The 15,437-nt window shown below is 69.6% G+C and carries 14 protein-coding genes; 2 read left to right on the top strand and 12 right to left on the bottom strand.

Features of this window, described 5'->3' with window-relative positions:
• Nucleotides 1-42 precede the first annotated feature (42 nt).
• Entirely contained in the window at nucleotides 43-759 is a 717-nt protein-coding gene (locus tag ACQ4L4_RS19910; RefSeq protein ID WP_431100617.1) for a hypothetical protein, read from the top strand.
• A 4-nt stretch (nucleotides 760-763) separates the two neighbouring features.
• On the opposite strand, the gene trxB is transcribed toward ACQ4L4_RS19910, so the two are convergent.
• The 10 genes from trxB to ribA form a co-directional block, all read right to left on the bottom strand.
• A complete protein-coding gene (gene trxB, locus ACQ4L4_RS19905) occupies nucleotides 764-1,723 on the bottom strand; it encodes a thioredoxin-disulfide reductase (protein ID WP_431100616.1) in 960 nt (319 codons plus the stop codon).
• Nucleotides 1,724-1,796: 73 nt separating this feature from the next.
• Entirely contained in the window at nucleotides 1,797-3,764 is a 1,968-nt protein-coding gene (gene dsbD, locus ACQ4L4_RS19900; RefSeq protein ID WP_431100615.1) for a protein-disulfide reductase DsbD, read from the bottom strand.
• On the bottom strand, nucleotides 3,761-4,687 hold the full coding sequence (locus ACQ4L4_RS19895; RefSeq protein WP_431100614.1) for an FAD:protein FMN transferase: 927 nt from the start codon (nucleotides 4,685-4,687) through the stop codon (nucleotides 3,761-3,763). The genes dsbD and ACQ4L4_RS19895 overlap by 4 nt, the downstream gene beginning before the upstream one ends.
• 74 nt (nucleotides 4,688-4,761) lie before the next feature.
• Nucleotides 4,762-5,922, bottom strand: a complete 1,161-nt coding sequence (locus ACQ4L4_RS19890) for a DUF3570 domain-containing protein (protein ID WP_431100613.1) — start codon at nucleotides 5,920-5,922, stop codon at nucleotides 4,762-4,764.
• A 25-nt stretch (nucleotides 5,923-5,947) separates the two neighbouring features.
• Nucleotides 5,948-6,190 (bottom strand): DUF4266 domain-containing protein, encoded by a 243-nt coding sequence (locus tag ACQ4L4_RS19885; RefSeq protein ID WP_431100612.1) that lies wholly within the window; start codon nucleotides 6,188-6,190, stop codon nucleotides 5,948-5,950.
• Nucleotides 6,191-6,237: 47 nt separating this feature from the next.
• Nucleotides 6,238-9,057, bottom strand: a complete 2,820-nt coding sequence (locus tag ACQ4L4_RS19880) for a choice-of-anchor D domain-containing protein (RefSeq protein ID WP_431100611.1) — start codon at nucleotides 9,055-9,057, stop codon at nucleotides 6,238-6,240.
• A 13-nt stretch (nucleotides 9,058-9,070) separates the two neighbouring features.
• Complete coding sequence (locus ACQ4L4_RS19875) at nucleotides 9,071-9,571, bottom strand: CPBP family glutamic-type intramembrane protease (protein WP_431100610.1); 501 nt, start codon at nucleotides 9,569-9,571, stop codon at nucleotides 9,071-9,073.
• A 139-nt stretch (nucleotides 9,572-9,710) separates the two neighbouring features.
• Nucleotides 9,711-10,217, bottom strand: a complete 507-nt coding sequence (locus tag ACQ4L4_RS19870) for a hypothetical protein (protein ID WP_431100609.1) — start codon at nucleotides 10,215-10,217, stop codon at nucleotides 9,711-9,713.
• Between the two features lie 5 nt (nucleotides 10,218-10,222).
• Nucleotides 10,223-11,368 (bottom strand): ImmA/IrrE family metallo-endopeptidase, encoded by a 1,146-nt coding sequence (locus tag ACQ4L4_RS19865; protein ID WP_431100608.1) that lies wholly within the window; start codon nucleotides 11,366-11,368, stop codon nucleotides 10,223-10,225.
• A 271-nt stretch (nucleotides 11,369-11,639) separates the two neighbouring features.
• Nucleotides 11,640-12,263 carry a GTP cyclohydrolase II gene (gene ribA / locus ACQ4L4_RS19860; protein WP_377159335.1) on the bottom strand — a complete coding sequence of 208 codons (624 nt, stop codon included), beginning with the start codon at nucleotides 12,261-12,263 and terminating at the stop codon, nucleotides 11,640-11,642.
• Nucleotides 12,264-12,480: 217 nt separating this feature from the next.
• On the opposite strand from ribA, the gene ACQ4L4_RS19855 reads away from it, so the two are divergent.
• Nucleotides 12,481-14,217: a M14 family metallopeptidase gene (locus ACQ4L4_RS19855; protein WP_377159337.1), complete on the top strand. Its 1,737-nt coding sequence runs from the start codon at nucleotides 12,481-12,483 to the stop codon at nucleotides 14,215-14,217.
• A gap of 135 nt (nucleotides 14,218-14,352) precedes the next feature.
• On the opposite strand, the gene ypfH is transcribed toward ACQ4L4_RS19855, so the two are convergent.
• Together ypfH and ACQ4L4_RS19845 are read right to left on the bottom strand one after the other, a co-directional pair.
• The gene (gene ypfH / locus ACQ4L4_RS19850) at nucleotides 14,353-15,054 is read right to left on the bottom strand and encodes an esterase (protein WP_431100607.1); all 702 of its coding nucleotides are present in this window, start codon (nucleotides 15,052-15,054) and stop codon (nucleotides 14,353-14,355) included.
• A gap of 15 nt (nucleotides 15,055-15,069) precedes the next feature.
• On the bottom strand, nucleotides 15,070-15,408 hold the full coding sequence (locus ACQ4L4_RS19845) for a thioredoxin family protein (RefSeq protein ID WP_377159341.1): 339 nt from the start codon (nucleotides 15,406-15,408) through the stop codon (nucleotides 15,070-15,072).
• Nucleotides 15,409-15,437: the final 29 nt, after the last annotated feature.

Raw genomic sequence — 15,437 nt, 5'->3', positions numbered from 1 at the left:
AAGTGTCCCTCATGGGTGCCAGAATCGCCGCCGATGGTTGCCATGCCCCGAAAAAATCCAGATCGAGCCCTCGCCCTCCTGGCGGCGGGCCTCATCGCGTCGGGGGCGGCCGCCGCACAGAACTGGGGCGGCACGGTGTCGGCCGTGACGGAACGCGTCTCGCGCGGCAACAGCCTCAGCGGCGACCATCCGGGCGCCACCGCCGACCTCTACTACCGCGACGACCGCAACTGGAGCCTCGGCCTTGGTCTCGGCACGATGCACATGTCCAACGGGGCGAAGGCGGAAGCGGTCATCTCCGCGACCCGCTGGTGGCAGATCGACGACCGCCGCGTCGTCACGCTGTCCGGCGCCCACTACGCCTACGCCGGCGGCGTCAACGCGAACCGGCTGCGCTACAGCGAGCTGTCGCTCGGCGGGCTCTGGGATACCCCCGCGTGGGGGCAATGGGGGGTGACGGTGTCGGTGTCGCCGGACCTGGCCGCGTACTCGTCGTGGGGCTACCTGGGCCATCGCGGCGCGACCATCGCCGAGCTGACCTGGCACCGCCGCCTCGTCGATGCGCTGGCCGCGGACGTGGGCTGGGGCATGGTCTCCAACTGGGGGCATGGCAGCGGCTCGTACCGCTTCGCCAATGCCGGGCTGGCCTACACCGTCGGGGACTGGCGCTTCAGCGCCGCGCGGCTCTACAGCTCGCTGCCGCAACGCGGCGACCCGTCGCTGCAGCGCTGGGTCGCCGGCGTGGCGTGGTCGTTCTGAAGGCTCAGCCCGACTGCTGCTCCAGGAAGCGCTGCGCGTCGAGCGCCGCCATGCAGCCGGTGCCCGCGCTGGTGATGGCCTGGCGATAGACGTGGTCCTGCACGTCGCCGGCGGCGAACACGCCCGGCACGCTCGTCATCGTGAAGAAGCCCTCCGAGCCGCTGCGCGTCAGCACGTAGCCGTCGCGCAGCTCGACCTGTCCGCGGAAGATCTCGGTGTTGGGCTTGTGACCGATCGCGATGAAGCAGCCCTGCAGCTTGATGTCGGTGGTCGTGCCGTCCTGCGTGCTCTTGATGCGCACGCCGGTCACGCCGCTGGCATCGCCCAGCACCTCGTCCAGCGTCTGGAACACGTGCAGTTCGATCTTGCCGGCCTTGACCTTGTCCATCAGCTTGTCGACCAGGATCGGCTCGGCGCGGAACTTGTCGCGACGATGGATCAGATGGACCTTGCTGGCGATGTTGGACAGGTACAGCGCTTCCTCCACCGCGGTATTGCCGCCGCCGACGACGCAGACTTCCTGCTCGCGATAGAAGAAGCCGTCACAGGTCGCGCAGGCGCTGACGCCGCGGCCCATGAACGATGCTTCCGACGGCAGTCCCAGGTATTGCGCGGAGGCGCCGGTGGCCAGGATCACCGCGTCGGCCGTGTAGACCGCGCTGTCGCCGGTGAGCGTGAACGGACGCTTGGAGAAGTCGACGCTGTTGATGTGGTCGAACACGATCTCGGTCTGGAAGCGTTCCGCGTGCTGCTGGAAACGCTGCATCAGCTCGGGACCTTGCACGCCCATCACGTCGGCGGGCCAGTTGTCCACTTCGGTCGTGGTCATCAACTGACCCCCTTGGGCCATGCCGGTGACGAGCAGCGGCTTCAGGTTCGCGCGGGCGGCGTAGAGCGCCGCGGTGTAGCCCGCGGGGCCGGAGCCGAGGATCAGCAGGGCGGTGTGTCGTTGTGGGAGGCTCATGTCGGTTCTGCTCGGTGCGGTTCGGTGCCGGTCGGTGCCGCCGGGTTCGTCCCTGGGGTCAGGTCTGCGCGGGTCACAGCCTGGCGCGGTCCAGGCGCTGGGCGAATTCGTCGGCGGGCAGGAAGCCGATCGTGCGGGCGGCGGCCAGCTCCTTCCCCTGCGCATCGAAGAACAGGATCCCCGGCGGGCCGAACAGCTGGAAGCGCTTGAGCAGCGCCTTCGCCTCGGCGCTGTTCGCGGTCACGTCGGCCTGCAGCAGGCGCGCATTGCGCAGCCGCGTCGCGATCGCGGGGTCGGAGAAGGTGAGGTGTTCCATCTCCTTGCACGCGACGCACCAGTCCGCGTAGAAATCCAGCATCACGGGACGGTCCGTCGACGCGAGGGCCGCATCGAGCTGCGCCACCGTCGTGATGCGCTCGAAGTCCGGCACGGGCGTGCCGCGCGACGCGGCTTCGGCGCTGGCAAGCGGCAGGGCACCCGCGGAACTCCGCGCCAGATGGCGCAGCGGCATCAGCACGCTGTCGCCGCCGGAGAGCGCGCCGCCGATCATCGCGGCGGACCACAGCGCCACCAGCGCGCCGCCCGCCTTGAGGGCGCGCGGCCGGCCGGACTCGAACGCGCCCAGGCAGATCGCCGCGACCAGTGCGACCGCGCCGATCAGGAACATCAGCGCGCCCGTCGGCAGCACCGGCGACACCAGCCACAGCGCGACCGCGATCAGCAGCAGGCCGAAGAAGGTTTTCACGTGTTCCATCCAGCGGCCCGCGCGCGGCAGCAGCGTGCCGGCGGACAACCCCAGCAGCAGCAGCGGCACGCTCATGCCGCAGGCCAGCGCGAACAGCGCGGAGCCGCCCAGCACCACGTCGCGGGTCTGGCTGATATAGACCAGCGCGCCGGCCAGTGGTGCCGCGACGCAGGGGCCCACCAGCAGCGCCGACAGCCCACCCATCAGGAACACGCCGACGTGGCGGCCGCCCTTGATGCGGTTGGAGGCGTTGTTGACGCGGTCCTGGATGAAGCCGGGCATCTGGAATTCCCAGACCCCGAACATCGACAGCGCCAGCACCGAGAGCAGCAGCGCGAAGCTGCCCAGCACCCAGGGGTTCTGCAGCGCGGCGGCGAAGCCGGAGCCGAGCAGGCCGGCGACGATGCCGGCGCTCGTGTAGACCATCGCCATGCCCAGCGAGTACGCGACGGCCAGCGAGAAGCCGCGCGCCCGCGAGACCGGGGCGCCCTGGCCGACGATGATCGACGACAGGATCGGGAGCATCGGCAGCACGCAGGGCGTGAAGGACAGCAGCAGGCCGCCGAGCAGGAACATGCCGACCACGCGCAGCAGGCTGCCCGACTGGAGCGCGGCGGCGCTGCTGTCGACGGGCGCCTGGTCGGCGGCGGAGGTCGACGCCGTCGAATTTGAGGCTGCTGCCGAGGCCGATGTCACGGTAGCGGTCGGGGACGTCGAAGCAGCCGGCGTGGCCGAGCCTCCAGTCCCCGTCGATGCGGTGTCCTCGAGGGGCGCGGACAGCGCATCCGGCTGCGCCTCCCAGCGCGCCTTCAGCACGCCGTCGCCGCCTCGCTCCAGATGCACCAGCGCCTGCTGCGGCGGGTAGCAGAGCCCGCGATCCGCGCAGCCCTGATAACGCACCGTCAGCGTCTTCGGCGCGGCGCCCTGCGGCAACGGCTGCACGACGCGGATGGCATCGGCCCACAGCGTCATCGTCTTGTTGAAGTTGGGATCGAAGACCGCCTTGCCGGCCGGCAGGCCCGGCGCGGGCAGCGTCGCGCCTTCCGCCTCGATGGCGAAGCGCTCGCGGTACAGGTGATAGCCGGCGGCGACGTTGAATTCGACGATCACCGCGGCCGCGCCTTGGCCTGCGGCCCCGCCGTCCGGGGGCAGCTCGACGCGGGCCCGGCCCGGGAAGGCCTGGGCCGGCTCGAGGAACGCGGGCTCTTCGGCCGCCGCATGCGCGGGAGGGGGAACGGTGACGGCCAGCGCGAACGCGGCCGCCGCACCGGCGAGGAAGGTGGGGAGGAGTCTCATGGCGAAGTCAGAGGTTGAAGCAGTTGTTCGGGGTCGTGCGTGCGAACGTGGCCGTCGGCGTCGACGAGCAGGAATCCGACGCCCGGCGCGCTCAGCCGCGAGGGCGCCTGGGTGCCGATCAGCATGGCCATCGTGGCCAGCGCGCCGGCCGCGACGCACAACGGCGCGACGACGCTGACGGCCTGCCAGTGGCGCACCGGCTGGCCGCTGCGCGGATCGAGGATGTGGCAGCAGCGCCGGCCGTCGGGGGTGATGAAGAAGCGCTCGTAGTCGCCGCTGGTGGCGAGCGCACCGTCGCTGAGCGGGATGCGGGCGCAGACCTCGTCCTCGCGGCGGGGATGCCGGATCGCGAAGACCCAGGGCTGGCCATCGGGACGCGGACCGATGACCCGGATGTCGCCGCCGAGGTTGACGAAGCCGTGCCGCAGCCCGAGTCCGCGCAAGGCGGCGACCGCGCGGTCGGCGGCGTACTCCTTGCCGATGCCGCCGAAGTCGATCTCCATGCCTGGCTGCGGCAGCGCGATCGCCCGGCCGTCCCACTGCACGCGGTGCCAGCCGATGCGTTGAAGCTGCAGCGCCAGGGCATCGGGCGTGGGTTCGCGGGCGGCCTTGAAATCCCAGGCGCGGCGCAGGCAGCCGCTGGTGATGTCGAAGAGACCGTCGCTCTGCCGATGCAGCTCGGCGGCGAAGTTCAGCAGTTGCGCCGTCTCCTCGTCGACGGCGACGGCGTTGCGGCCGGCGCGCGCATTGATCGCGGAGATCACGCTGTCCTCGCGGTAGCGCGAGTACTTGCGCTCGATGCGGCGCACCTCGGCCTCGGCGGCCTCGCAGGCGTCGGCGGCCCGGTCCGCCGCCACGCCGCCGAGCACGATCTCGTTGGGCGAGGCCATTGCGGTGAAGGCATGGCGGTGCAGGGACCACATGGCGCGTTCGTCGCTTCCGTTCGTCGTTGCGGGGTCGTCGTTGCGGGTTGGTCGTTCCGGGGTGTCGATGCCGGTCAGAACTTGTGCGAGAGACCGACCTGCAGCCAGTCGGCCTGGAAGCGCGCCAAACCCGGCGAGCCGCTGCCGCCCAGGCGCCAGGCGGCGCGCTGTTCGTAGTGCTCGAGGCTCAGGTCGGCGGTCCAGCTCGGCGCGATCTCGTAGGCGACCTTCATCCCGACGGTGATCGCGCCGAAGGCGGACAGCCGCTGGTCCGGGGACAGGTATTGCGGCGAGGTCGCGGTGTAGCCGGGCGGCAGCGGCGCGCCGAGCGCGCTGTCGTAGACCGGGTCGTAATAGAACTTCGCGGCACGCTGCGTCGTGTAGCGCAGCGTCGGCGTGACCGTCCAGCCGCCGGACAAGGGCTGCACCCAGGCCGTCTCCAGCGTGTTGGCGCGCACGCCGAAGCTGTCGGCGTAATAGCGCCAGCTGCTGCGCAGCGTGGCCTTCCAATCGCTGAAATGATGGTTCCAGCGCGTCATCAGCGTGTACTGCTCGCGCCGGTCGGGGCGACGGTCCGGGAACTTGTACGGGTCCGAGTACATGCCGTGGCCCCAGCTCGCGCCGAGGCTGATCTGCACCAGGTCCACCGCCGTCCAGGCCTGCGTCACGCCCGCGGTCAGCTGCGTGGTGTTGCGGCCGCGGCTGAGGGTCGGATCGTCGGAGGAGCCGATCCAGTCGTCGCTGTACGCGGCGCCGATGTTCCAGGTGGTGTTGTTGTCCTCGCTGGAACGGCGATAGCCCGCGGAGACGGTGCGCGAGCGGTAGTCGTGTTCGGTCGAATACGCCGCGCCGAGGGACCACGCGTCGCGGTCGTTGTAGCGCGTCACCTGGATGTCGCCGGCCTTGCGGGTCTCGTCGAGCCGCGAGGCGCCGGAGACCGCGCTGTGATAACGCGGCGAGGCGCCGGAGACGCTGTCGTTCACCAGTGATCCCTCGACGGACCAGCGGCCGGCGACCGGCACCATCAGGTAGACCGAGGGGGCGGTGACCTTGATGCGGTCGAAGCCCGGCTGGCGGTCGCGGTAGTGCAGCAGCTTGACGGACATCTCGGCCTGTTCGGGCGGGGTCTCGGCCAGGGCCGGAGCCTGCAGCCCGGGGAGCAGCAGCGCGGCGGCGAGCACGCCGCCCCAGGCGTTGCGCCCGCCGGCGCCCGCGTCGACATCATCTGCAGGCATCGCCGTACCGGCGCGAAGGTCGTGCTCAGTTGCAGCCACAGCCACCCCCTCCCACGCCGTTGCCGCCGGACGCGTTTTCCTTGCTCGTGTAGATGTGCTGCGCGAAGCGGTCGCCAAGGACGTCGCCGCCCATCGTCATCTCGGGACGGGCGAGCGCGCCCTTCTCCCAGGGCTGGGGCGGCTGCAGGGCGCAGCCGGTGGCGGCAAGCGCGATCAACGCGAGGATCGCGGCGCGCGCGAGGCGCTGTGGCATCGGACGTGGGGACATGGGGAACTCCTCGAAAGAAAAATCAGGTCGAAGAAGAGCGCGGCGACTCACGACGCCTTCAGCGCGGCGACGATGCGGGCCTCGAGCTCGGCCTCGTCCTCGGCACGGAAACCGCTGTGCTGCATCAGCACGCGACCATCCGGACCCAGCAGCACGGAGCTCGGCATCGTCCTCACCCCGACGCGACGGGCAGAGTCCCCCTTGGGGTCGAAGCCGAGCGAGACGCTGGCGGGCACCTCCTTGAGGAAGGCCTGTGCATCGGCGCGGCTCGCGTCGAGATTCACCGCGACGATGCGCAGACCCTGCGGGCCGTACTTGGCCTGCATGCGGTTCATCCACGGGAAGGACTGGCGGCAGGGGCCGCACCACGATGCCCAGAAATCGACGTAGGTCAGCTTCGCCTTGCCGTCGTGGAGCGGAACCGGCGCGCCATCGGCGCTCGGGACGCTCGCGATCGGGAGAGGCTGGCCGATGTCGGCTGCTTGCGCGTCTTTGGGAGCCGAGGAGAAGACGGCCGTCAGCGCGATGGCCGTTATCGCCAAGGGGGTTGCCTTTCGGAAGGCCGCCTGGACTGCCCGGCGCCAAGCGCGGGCTCTCCACGGTGCAGGGGGCATCCATCCGGGAACCCCCAGCACCATTCCGGCCCCAGCATCACTCGCTGCCGTCGCGTTCTCCGGAGCGGTCATTGCCTGCGCGCTTGCTGGTGCCGTCGCTGCGCGGATGCGCTGATCCTCCGCATCCTCTTGGCTCCCTTTCGCGCGGCGCGGGAGAGGGCGGGGGGCGAGGGTCTGCGCGGTGGTTGCGGTGCTCGTGGTCCTCGTCGCACGGCGGCGCCACAGGATCAATGCGGAGAGGCCGGCCATCAGCAGCAGCAGTGGGTCGGCGGCGCCGGTGCCCGAGCCGATCGTGCATCCGCCACCACCGCTGTTCGAGGGCTCGGTGTTGCCCGGCGTGCCGCGCAGCGCGACCGTCGTCGTGGCCGGCGTCATGTCGCCCTGCAGCGTGAGCGTGCCGGTGTCCGTGCCGGTCGGTGCGGAGGCGGCCGCGCCGGCACCCAGCCAGCGCAGCGTGACCTGGCAGTTCGCACCGGGTTGGACGGTGAAGGGCGCGGCCCCGCAGGTGTTGGTGCCCGTGGTGTCGATCGAGAAGCGGGCGCTGTCGACGCTGATCGCGCTGATGTGCAGGACGCCGGCGCCGCTGTTGCTCAGCGTCAGCGGGCGACCCGTCGTGTCGGCGGGACCGAAGTCGAGAGAGGGCGCCGACAGCTGCAGCGCCGGCTGCGGCGGGGCAACACCGACACCGGTGAGCGTCAGCGGCGCGGGCAGCGAGGCGTTGTCCGCGACGACGGCGGCCGTGGCCGCGCGTGCGCCGACGCCGCGCGGGCTGAAGCCGATCGCGAGGTCGCAGGTGGCGCCGACCGCCAGCGCGGCACCGGCGGTGCAGGTGGAGCTCGTGTCGACGCGGTAATCGGCGGCGGCATCGCCGGCGAAGGCGAAGCTGCCCAAGGTGGCGGCGACGTCGCCGGTGTTGCTGAGCGTGAAGTGCTTGAGGCCGCCGTCCGCGCCCATCGTGACGGAGCCGAAATCGGCGCTCGTGGCGGCGGTCCAGACCAGGATCGGCGTGTTGGCGAGGACGCCGTTGCCGCTCAACGCGACCGACTGCGGCGAGGCGGCGGCGTTGCTGGTGAGGCTCAGCGTGCCGGTGGCGGCGCCGGCGCCGGCGGGGGCGAAGCTGACGTTGACGGCGCAGCTGCCGCCGCCGGGAACGCCGCCGCTGCAGGTGTCCGTCGTCGTGAAGGGTCCGGTGGCGGCGATGGCGCTGAAGCTCAGCGCGGCGTTGCCGGTGTTGGAGACGGTGACCGTCTGCGCGGCGCTGGTCCGTCCGACGGTCAGCGCGCCGAAGCTGAGTTGCGTGGTCGACAGCGAGGAGACCGGCGTGGGCTGCGTCTGGCCGGTGCCGCTCATCGCGATGTTGACGTTGGCGGTGGCGTTGTTGGCCGTGGGCGCGGTCGCCGCGACCGCCAGCGTGGCGGCGCGCGCGCCGGTCGCTGCCGGGGTGAAGGTGGCGGTGACGGTGCAGCTCGCGCCGACGGCGAGCGGCGTGCCGACGGCGCAGCTGCCGCCGCGGCTGAAGTCGCCGGCGTTGGCGCCGGTGACGCCGATGCTGCTGAAGTCCAGGGACGCGGTGCCGGTGTTGCTCAGCGTGACGGTGCGCGCGGCGGAGGCGGTGGCCAGCGGCTGGTTGCCGAAGGCCAGCGTGGTGGCGTCGGCGGAGAGCACGGCCGTGAGCGCGACGTTGGCGGTGCCGCTCAGCGTGATCGGGATGGGCGTGGAGATGCCGTTGTGGCTGATCGTCAGCGCGCCGCTGCGCGCGCCCGCGGCGGTGGGGCGGAAGACGACGCCGACGGTGCAGCTGGTGCCCGCGGGCACGGTGGTGCCGCAGGAGCCGCCCTGCACGGCGAAGTCGCCGCCGGCGACCGCGGAGAGGCTGCCGAGCGCGGCGAGCCGGCTGGCGCTGATGGTGATCGTGGAGACCGCGCTGGACTGGCCGACGGCGGTCTGCGCGAAGCTGATCGACGAGGGCGAGTTGCCGAGGTAGGCCGCGATGTCGGCGATGTCGGTGGCGGAGACCGCGCCGCCCACGCCGCTCATCTGCGGGATCGTGTTGATGGCGTTCTGGAGCATCGCGGGGTTGTTGCGGCCGCGGTCGACGACGGCCGTCGAGGCCACCGTGTGGCAGGCGGCGCAGACCTGCGAGAAGCGGGCCTGGCCGGCGACCGGGTCGGCGGCGAAGGCAGGACCCGCGAGGACCGCGGCCGTGATCGCGACGATCGCGCCGGGGAGGGCGGTGCGCAAGGGATGGGTCATGTCGGAAGCCTCGTCAGGATGAGGAGAGGGAAGTGGGGAAGGCCGATGGAATCGAGGTTTGGCGCAGGGCATCGAGCGGGGCATCGAGCGGAGCGTCGAGCGGGGACGCGAGCACCGGAGCGAGTACCGGAGCGAGTACCGGCAGCAGCGTGGGGGCGGCGAGCAGCCAGCAGGCGTTGAAGCCTGCGTGCCAGGCGATGCAGCGGGGCAGGGAGCGATGTCGTCGGTAGCTGCGGCCGATCCACCAGGCGGGCAGGGCCGTGGCGAGCGCGAGCAGCAGCGCCGGGCTGGTGGGCGTCAAGCCGGGCGTGACGATGGCGAGCACGAGGGCGTGCGTCGCGCCGAAGGCGAGCGCGGTGAGCGCGACGGCATGGCGCCGCGCGGCGGCGGCGCGCGCGGTCGACAGCCGCTCCTGGAGGCCGAGCCGGAAGAGGATCTCTTCGAAGCAGGGCGCGAGCAGGAGCTGCCGGAGAACGACGTCCCAGGGGATCGGGACGGGGAGGAAAGGCGGCATGGGCGCGGCGGAAATTCACGCAGGGGTTCTGCGTAGGTGCCGGCGCGCGGGAGAAAGGTTGCGAAGGGGCGGGGGCGTTACGAGTTGGTCACAAACGGGGGCGAGCGCGTTGGTCCTGGTGCTCTCGTCCGGTCCGGCGTCACGCAGTCTCCAGATCTGCGAAAGAAGCGAACTTCATGGCGTATCGCTTCGTCGCGAGCGTGGCCTTGAAAGCATCGGCTTCGGGGACGGTGATCAGCCCTGCAGCAATGCATTGCCGGAGGAGGCTCTCAGTGCGAAGAAGGCGCTTCTTTCCCAGCAGCTCTGTCGCGATGCGCTCGGCATCCCCCTTCTCATCGGTGGCGACGGCGCAGTTCCGCATATGGGCGATCGCAATGCATGCAGCCTCCCCGGCTTCGATGAATGAGCGCAGGCTGTTGTACAGATCCTCGGTTTCCTCATCGTCGAGATCGCAAGGATGAAGGTGTCCTTCTTCAAAAGCGAGGGAGAGGGCCTTGGCCTGGTTGTCCCAGGTGATTTCGTCGATCACGTGTTGAGGAACGATGAACCCTCGATCATTCAGGCGGTTCAGCAGATCCAACTGCTGAATGTGGATGAAGTTGATCAGGACATTAGTATCCGTCACGACGGTCTGAGTAGTTGTCATCCAGATCACTCCATGCTGAGAACATCAATGAGACCAGCGATGGCTTCTCGACTGAAGCCGAACTCTTCGCCGATCTCTCGCAGCTTGCCGCGCGAGATTCGTTCTTGGCGATAGACCTCGAGGGCCAGGCTCAACATCCGTCCACGACTCTCCTTGCGGCTGTCAGTCTCGGGTGCGTTGAACATTCCCAGCAGCGTTGAATAAGGCTCGCCCTCGCCGTTCGCCTCTTGTGCCGAGAGGGCGTCGAATTCGATTGCCGAGACAAGTTGAAGGTGCCTGATCCGGCGAAGGGCGGATCGGCGGCTGACGCCGAATGCCTGCGCGACCGCCGCGATCTCCAGCAACCCGATCGCCTTTCCAGCGGGGCGATCGATGGCGTGCAGCACGCCGCCTTCAGGCATGAGGAAGGCTGCGGCGAAGGCATCGGCGCGCAGTTCGATCAGGTCTTCCGGTGGACCGATCTTGCTGAGCGAAGCCAGGCGATGCCGGTCCATCAGTACATGACCATATTCATGCGCCAGTGAGAAGCGTCGCCGGGTTCGAGACTGGGCAGCGTTGAATAGGACGAACGCGCCGAAGCGCGGATCGAACAGCGTCACTCCACAGACGTTGTCGGGAAGTGAAACGGCCACGCTCCCCACGCCGTTCGTCTCGAAGAGGTGCTGCATCCGATAAAGATCCCTGTCGCCGAGATTCAGGCGTTCCCGTTCTTCAATCGCGGCGAGCTCTCCCTGACAGGTCGCTTCTGCACGGTCGCATGGCGCAGGAAGATGGAGCGCGGGCCGGAGCGCTGCGGCGCGGTTGTTCCCGATCCTTCCTTCAAGCGAGGAAAACTGCAGGGCATAGGCAATGCCCTCCTGCAGCGATCGCGTCAACTGCATGCGGGCCGTCGGCTGAGAAGTCGACCGGAACAGGGCCGCCAGTTCTCCGTCATCGACGAAGTCTTGGTCGACGAACTCCCAGGTTTTCCGGCCCACCGCGTAGGCGATGCGCTCGAACGCGTCACCGCGTGCGGAGCGCTCTCCGCGTTCGATGGCATCGATGTCCTGCGCCGACAGATCGACGAATTCGCCCAATTGCTCTTGGGTCAGATGGAATCGTTCCCGGGCGATGCGAATCTGCTCGCCTCGCCGTTGCTGCCTCACCGTCATCGCGGCTCCCCGATCGAAGTGGAAAGCAGCAGATCGTGAATCGCGGCGCGCTCATTGACGATGACTCAGTCTCATCGTCTTTCGTGCAGCTCCCACTTGTTTGAGGAGTCCCCATCGCGGCGATGAGTGGGCGACGGATTCAGGCGCGTCGCCGCCCGGCCATTTCCTCGCCCATCACACGCAGCACGGTGCCAGGTGTTGCCGCATTCGCCGACGGATACGCGTCGTAGTCCTCGGCGTCAGTCCGGGATGACTCCGGGGTCGCCCCGGATCACTCCAGGTAGTGCCCCATCCGCTTGCGTTTGGTCTCGAGGTAACGCTCGTTGTGCGGGTTCGCCGCGATGCGCAGCGGCACCAGCGCCTCGACCTCGACGCCGCCCGCCACCAGCGCGTCGCGCTTCTGCGGGTTGTTGGTGATCAGCCGGACGCTCTTCACGCCCAGCAGGCACAGGATGTCGATGGCGTCGGCGTAGTCGCGCTCGTCCTCGGCGTGGCCCAGGCGCAGGTTGGCGTCGATGGTGTCCACGCCGGCTTCCTGCAGCGCGTAGGCGCGCAGCTTCTCGACCAGGCCGATGCCGCGCCCTTCATGACCGCGCATGTAGATGACGATGCCGCCCTCGTCCTTCAGCAGGTCCAGCGCGCTCTGCAGCTGCGGACCGCAGTCGCAGCGCAGCGACTGGAAGACGTCGCCCGTCAGGCACTCGCTGTGCACGCGCAGCAGGCCGCCGCGCGCCTGCAGCGGACCGACCGACAGCACCAGGTGCTCCGATCCCGTCGCGGGGCTGCGGAAGGCCCGCGCCTGGAAATCGCCCAGCGTCGACGGCAGGTGCACCACTTCCCACTCGGTCGCCCCTTGCGTCCCCAACGGGATCTTCTCGCAGTGATTCACAGCCATCTCTCCAGCTTCGCCTCGGCGCCCTCGCGGACGTCCCGGTCGTGTCGTTCGTTCATGTCGTGCGATGCGCGCCCGTCGGAGCGACGGCGCGCACGTGCAAGTCCAGCAATTTAACCCGTCTCAGGGAAAACGCGCTGTCGCGAGGTGGAGAGCCCTCTCGGTCGCCGGGGCCTGGGCATGCAAAATCGGCCGCACCGACACCGCCCCTGGGACGCCCATGACCGCTCTCCCGCCCGCCGCCGCGCCCGCGTCGACGCCATCGCTGCCGACGCCGCGCTTCGACGAATTCCCCCGCTACGACGCGCTGACGCAGCTGCTGTTCAGCTACGCCGAGGCCTGCCCCAACCTGGTGTCGGTGCGGTCCATCGGCAAGAGCTTCGAGGGCCGCGAGATCTGGGTCGTCATCCTGACCAACACCGCGACCGGCAGCGATGTCGAGAAGCCCGCCTTCTGGCTGGACGGCAACATCCACGCCGCCGAGCTCACCGCCTGCACGACCTGCCTCTACTACCTGCACGACCTGCTGAGCAAGTACGGCACCGACCCGCAGGCCACCCACCTGCTGGACACGCGCACGATCTACATGGTGCCGCGCCTGAACCCGGACGGCGCCGAGCTGGCGCTGGCGGACCGGCCGCGCCACATCCGCTCGTCGACGCGCCCGTATCCGTTCGACGAGGAGCCGGTCGAAGGCCTCAGCGTGGAAGACATCGACGGCGACGGCCGCATCCTGACGATGCGCATCGCCGATCCGCACGGCGGCTACAAGAAGCACCCGGACGATCCGCGCCTGATGGTCGCGCGCCAGCCCGGCGAATTCGGCGGCGAGTACTACCGCCTGATGCCCGAGGGCCTGGTCATCAACCACGACGGCTTCAGCATCAAGGTCAACCGCGACAGCGAAGGCCTGGACCTGAACCGCAACTTCCCCGCGGGCTGGCGGCAGGAGTTCGAGCAGGTCGGCGCCGGTCCCTACCCGACCAGCGAGCCCGAAGTGCGCGCGATGGTGGACTTCATGGTGAGCCACCCCAACATCGGCGCGGCGATCAGCTTCCACACGCACAGCGGCGTGATCCTGCGTCCCTGCGGCACGCGCGGCGACGACGACATGGCGCCCGAGGACCTCTGGGCCTTCCAGCGTTTCTCCAAGCTCGGCGAGCAGCACACCGGCTATCCGGCGGTGAGCATCTGGCACGAGTTCAAATACCACCCCAAGGAAGTCATCACCGGCACGCAGGACTGGGTCTACGAGCACCTGGGCGCGCTGTTCTGGGTGGTGGAGCTGTGGTCGCCCAACAAGGAGGCCGGCATCACCGGCTACAAGTGGATCGACTGGTTCCGCGACCATCCGGTCGAGGACGACCTCAAGCTGCTGAAGTGGAGCGACGAGCACTGTGGCGGCAAGGCGCATGTCGAGTGGACCTCGTTCATGCATCCGCAGCTGGGGCCGGTGGAGATCGGCGGCTGGGACAAGATGAACTTCTGGCGCAACCCGCCGCCGCACCTGCGCGAGCGGGAGGCTGCGCGCTTCCCCGCGTGGATGAACCAGATCGCGCTCAGCCTGCCGAAGCTGGAGCTGCTGCGCACGGAGGTCCGCGCGCTGGGCCCGGACACCTGGCGCGTGCGCATGGCCGTGGGCAACAGCGGCTGGCTGCCGGCCTACGTGACCAAGCAGGCGCTGGCGCGCAAGCAGACGCGGGGCGTGATGTTCGAGATCTTCCTGCCGGTCGATCCCGAGGTCGGGCTGGTCAGCGGCAAGCCGCGCATGGAAGGCCCGCAGCTCGAAGGCCACGCGCCGAAGCAGACGCAGCTCGCGTTCCTGCCGGAGCGGGATATCACCGGCGACCGCGCCTACGGCGAATGGACGGTGAGAGCGCCGAAGGGCACGCGACTGAGCCTCGTTGCCTGGGCTGATCGCGCGGGCACCGTGAGAACTGAAGTCACCCTCGATTGACGTTGGTCGTCCTGCGACGACCGCAGCCCTCACCCCTGCCCTCTCCCGCAAGCGGGAGAGGGAGTCCGCCAAGCTGACTCCTCCTTCACCCTCTCCCGCTTGCGGGAGAGGGAGGGGTGAGGGCCAGCGGCCGTGTCAGTGCCTCGGCTCGTTCTTGTCCTGCTCCGCAGCCGTGAGCACGGCTTCGCGCCAGAGGCGCGCCGGGATGAACGTCCGCAGCTGCTCCATCGCGCGCTCGATGAGCGCCGGATGTAGTTCATGGCCCACATGCGGGAGCACGTCCGCCGTGATGTCCGCGCCGAGCGACATCAGCTCGCGCGCGGCGTTCAGCAGCGCCGGGTAGGGCAGCTCGCCGTCGTCCTTGCCATGCAGCAGATGGATGGAGACATCCTTCGGCGCATGCTGCGGCCAGTAGGCAAACGCACCGCCGAAGGCGAGCACGCGACCGGCCAGCTGCTCTTCCTGCTGCAGCGCCTCGAGCGCCAGGATCGCGCCCTGCGAGAACCCCGCCAGCGCGACGCGCCCCCATTCCAGATCGAGCTTCTCCGCCCACCCGCGCACCAGCGCGACCAGCGTCGGCACCGCCGCGCTCAGGCGCAGCGCCCGGAGCGTGTCGTCCCCGTCCTCGGAGTACCACTGGAAGCCCGCGCCGCCGCCCGGGATCGCATCGAAGGGCTCGAAGCCGTCGAGCAGCACCAGCGCGGCGCGCGGGTACTGGCGGTGCAGCGCCTCGGCGAGCGGGCGCATCTGTTCGGCATCGGCGCCGGCGCCGTGCAGCAGCACGAACAGCAGTTCAGGAGCTCCGTCCTTGGGGAGCAGCACATGGGCTTGGGTCATGGCCGCGATTGTCCGTCACGTGCCGTCGATGCGCTCCAGCGCGGCCCGGATATCCGCGGCGTTCGTGGGCCTGACCAGGCGCTCCACCTCCTGCCCGTCGCGCATGAAGATCAGCGTCGGCCACAGCTTGACCTTGAAGGAGCGCCCCAGCGGCTGGCCCTTGCCGTCCTCGACCTTGATGTGCTGGACCATCGCGTGCCGGCCTTCGAAGGCCTGCTCCAGCAGCGGCTGCGCCGCCTCGCAGATGGGGCACCACGAGGCGCCGAACTCGACCAGCAGCGGATGCTCCTTCGACAGCGTGTCGACGGCGTCGCGGATCGGCTCGGTCAGCGCGTAATGGGGATTCATCGGCATGAAGACCTCCTTGTCGATTGAGGCGGCGG

It is taken from the genome of Roseateles noduli (assembly GCF_050626985.1).
GTDB lineage: Bacteria > Pseudomonadota > Gammaproteobacteria > Burkholderiales > Burkholderiaceae_C > Roseateles > Roseateles noduli_A.
The sequence above is the reverse complement of the archived record's forward strand: the minus strand, read 5'-3'. Positions and strand labels throughout refer to the sequence as shown.

Bases quoted from the DNA above. Each gene is read 5' to 3' on its own strand.
- ACQ4L4_RS19895 (WP_431100614.1), bottom strand. From the start codon at position 4,687: ATGTGGTCCCTGCACCGCCATGCCTTCACCGCAATGGCCTCGCCCAAC.
- ACQ4L4_RS19880 (WP_431100611.1), bottom strand. From the start codon at position 9,057: ATGACCCATCCCTTGCGCACCGCCCTCCCCGGCGCGATCGTCGCGATC.
- ACQ4L4_RS19910 (WP_431100617.1), top strand. From the start codon at position 43: ATGCCCCGAAAAAATCCAGATCGAGCCCTCGCCCTCCTGGCGGCGGGC.
- ypfH (WP_431100607.1), bottom strand. From the start codon at position 15,054: ATGACCCAAGCCCATGTGCTGCTCCCCAAGGACGGAGCTCCTGAACTG.
- ribA (WP_377159335.1), bottom strand. From the start codon at position 12,263: ATGGCTGTGAATCACTGCGAGAAGATCCCGTTGGGGACGCAAGGGGCG.
- ACQ4L4_RS19855 (WP_377159337.1), top strand. From the start codon at position 12,481: ATGACCGCTCTCCCGCCCGCCGCCGCGCCCGCGTCGACGCCATCGCTG.
- ACQ4L4_RS19890 (WP_431100613.1), bottom strand. From the start codon at position 5,922: ATGCCTGCAGATGATGTCGACGCGGGCGCCGGCGGGCGCAACGCCTGG.
- ACQ4L4_RS19870 (WP_431100609.1), bottom strand. From the start codon at position 10,217: ATGACAACTACTCAGACCGTCGTGACGGATACTAATGTCCTGATCAAC.
- ACQ4L4_RS19845 (WP_377159341.1), bottom strand. From the start codon at position 15,408: ATGCCGATGAATCCCCATTACGCGCTGACCGAGCCGATCCGCGACGCC.
- dsbD (WP_431100615.1), bottom strand. From the start codon at position 3,764: ATGAGACTCCTCCCCACCTTCCTCGCCGGTGCGGCGGCCGCGTTCGCG.
- ACQ4L4_RS19885 (WP_431100612.1), bottom strand. From the start codon at position 6,190: ATGTCCCCACGTCCGATGCCACAGCGCCTCGCGCGCGCCGCGATCCTC.
- ACQ4L4_RS19865 (WP_431100608.1), bottom strand. From the start codon at position 11,368: ATGACGGTGAGGCAGCAACGGCGAGGCGAGCAGATTCGCATCGCCCGG.
- trxB (WP_431100616.1), bottom strand. From the start codon at position 1,723: ATGAGCCTCCCACAACGACACACCGCCCTGCTGATCCTCGGCTCCGGC.
- ACQ4L4_RS19875 (WP_431100610.1), bottom strand. From the start codon at position 9,571: ATGCCGCCTTTCCTCCCCGTCCCGATCCCCTGGGACGTCGTTCTCCGG.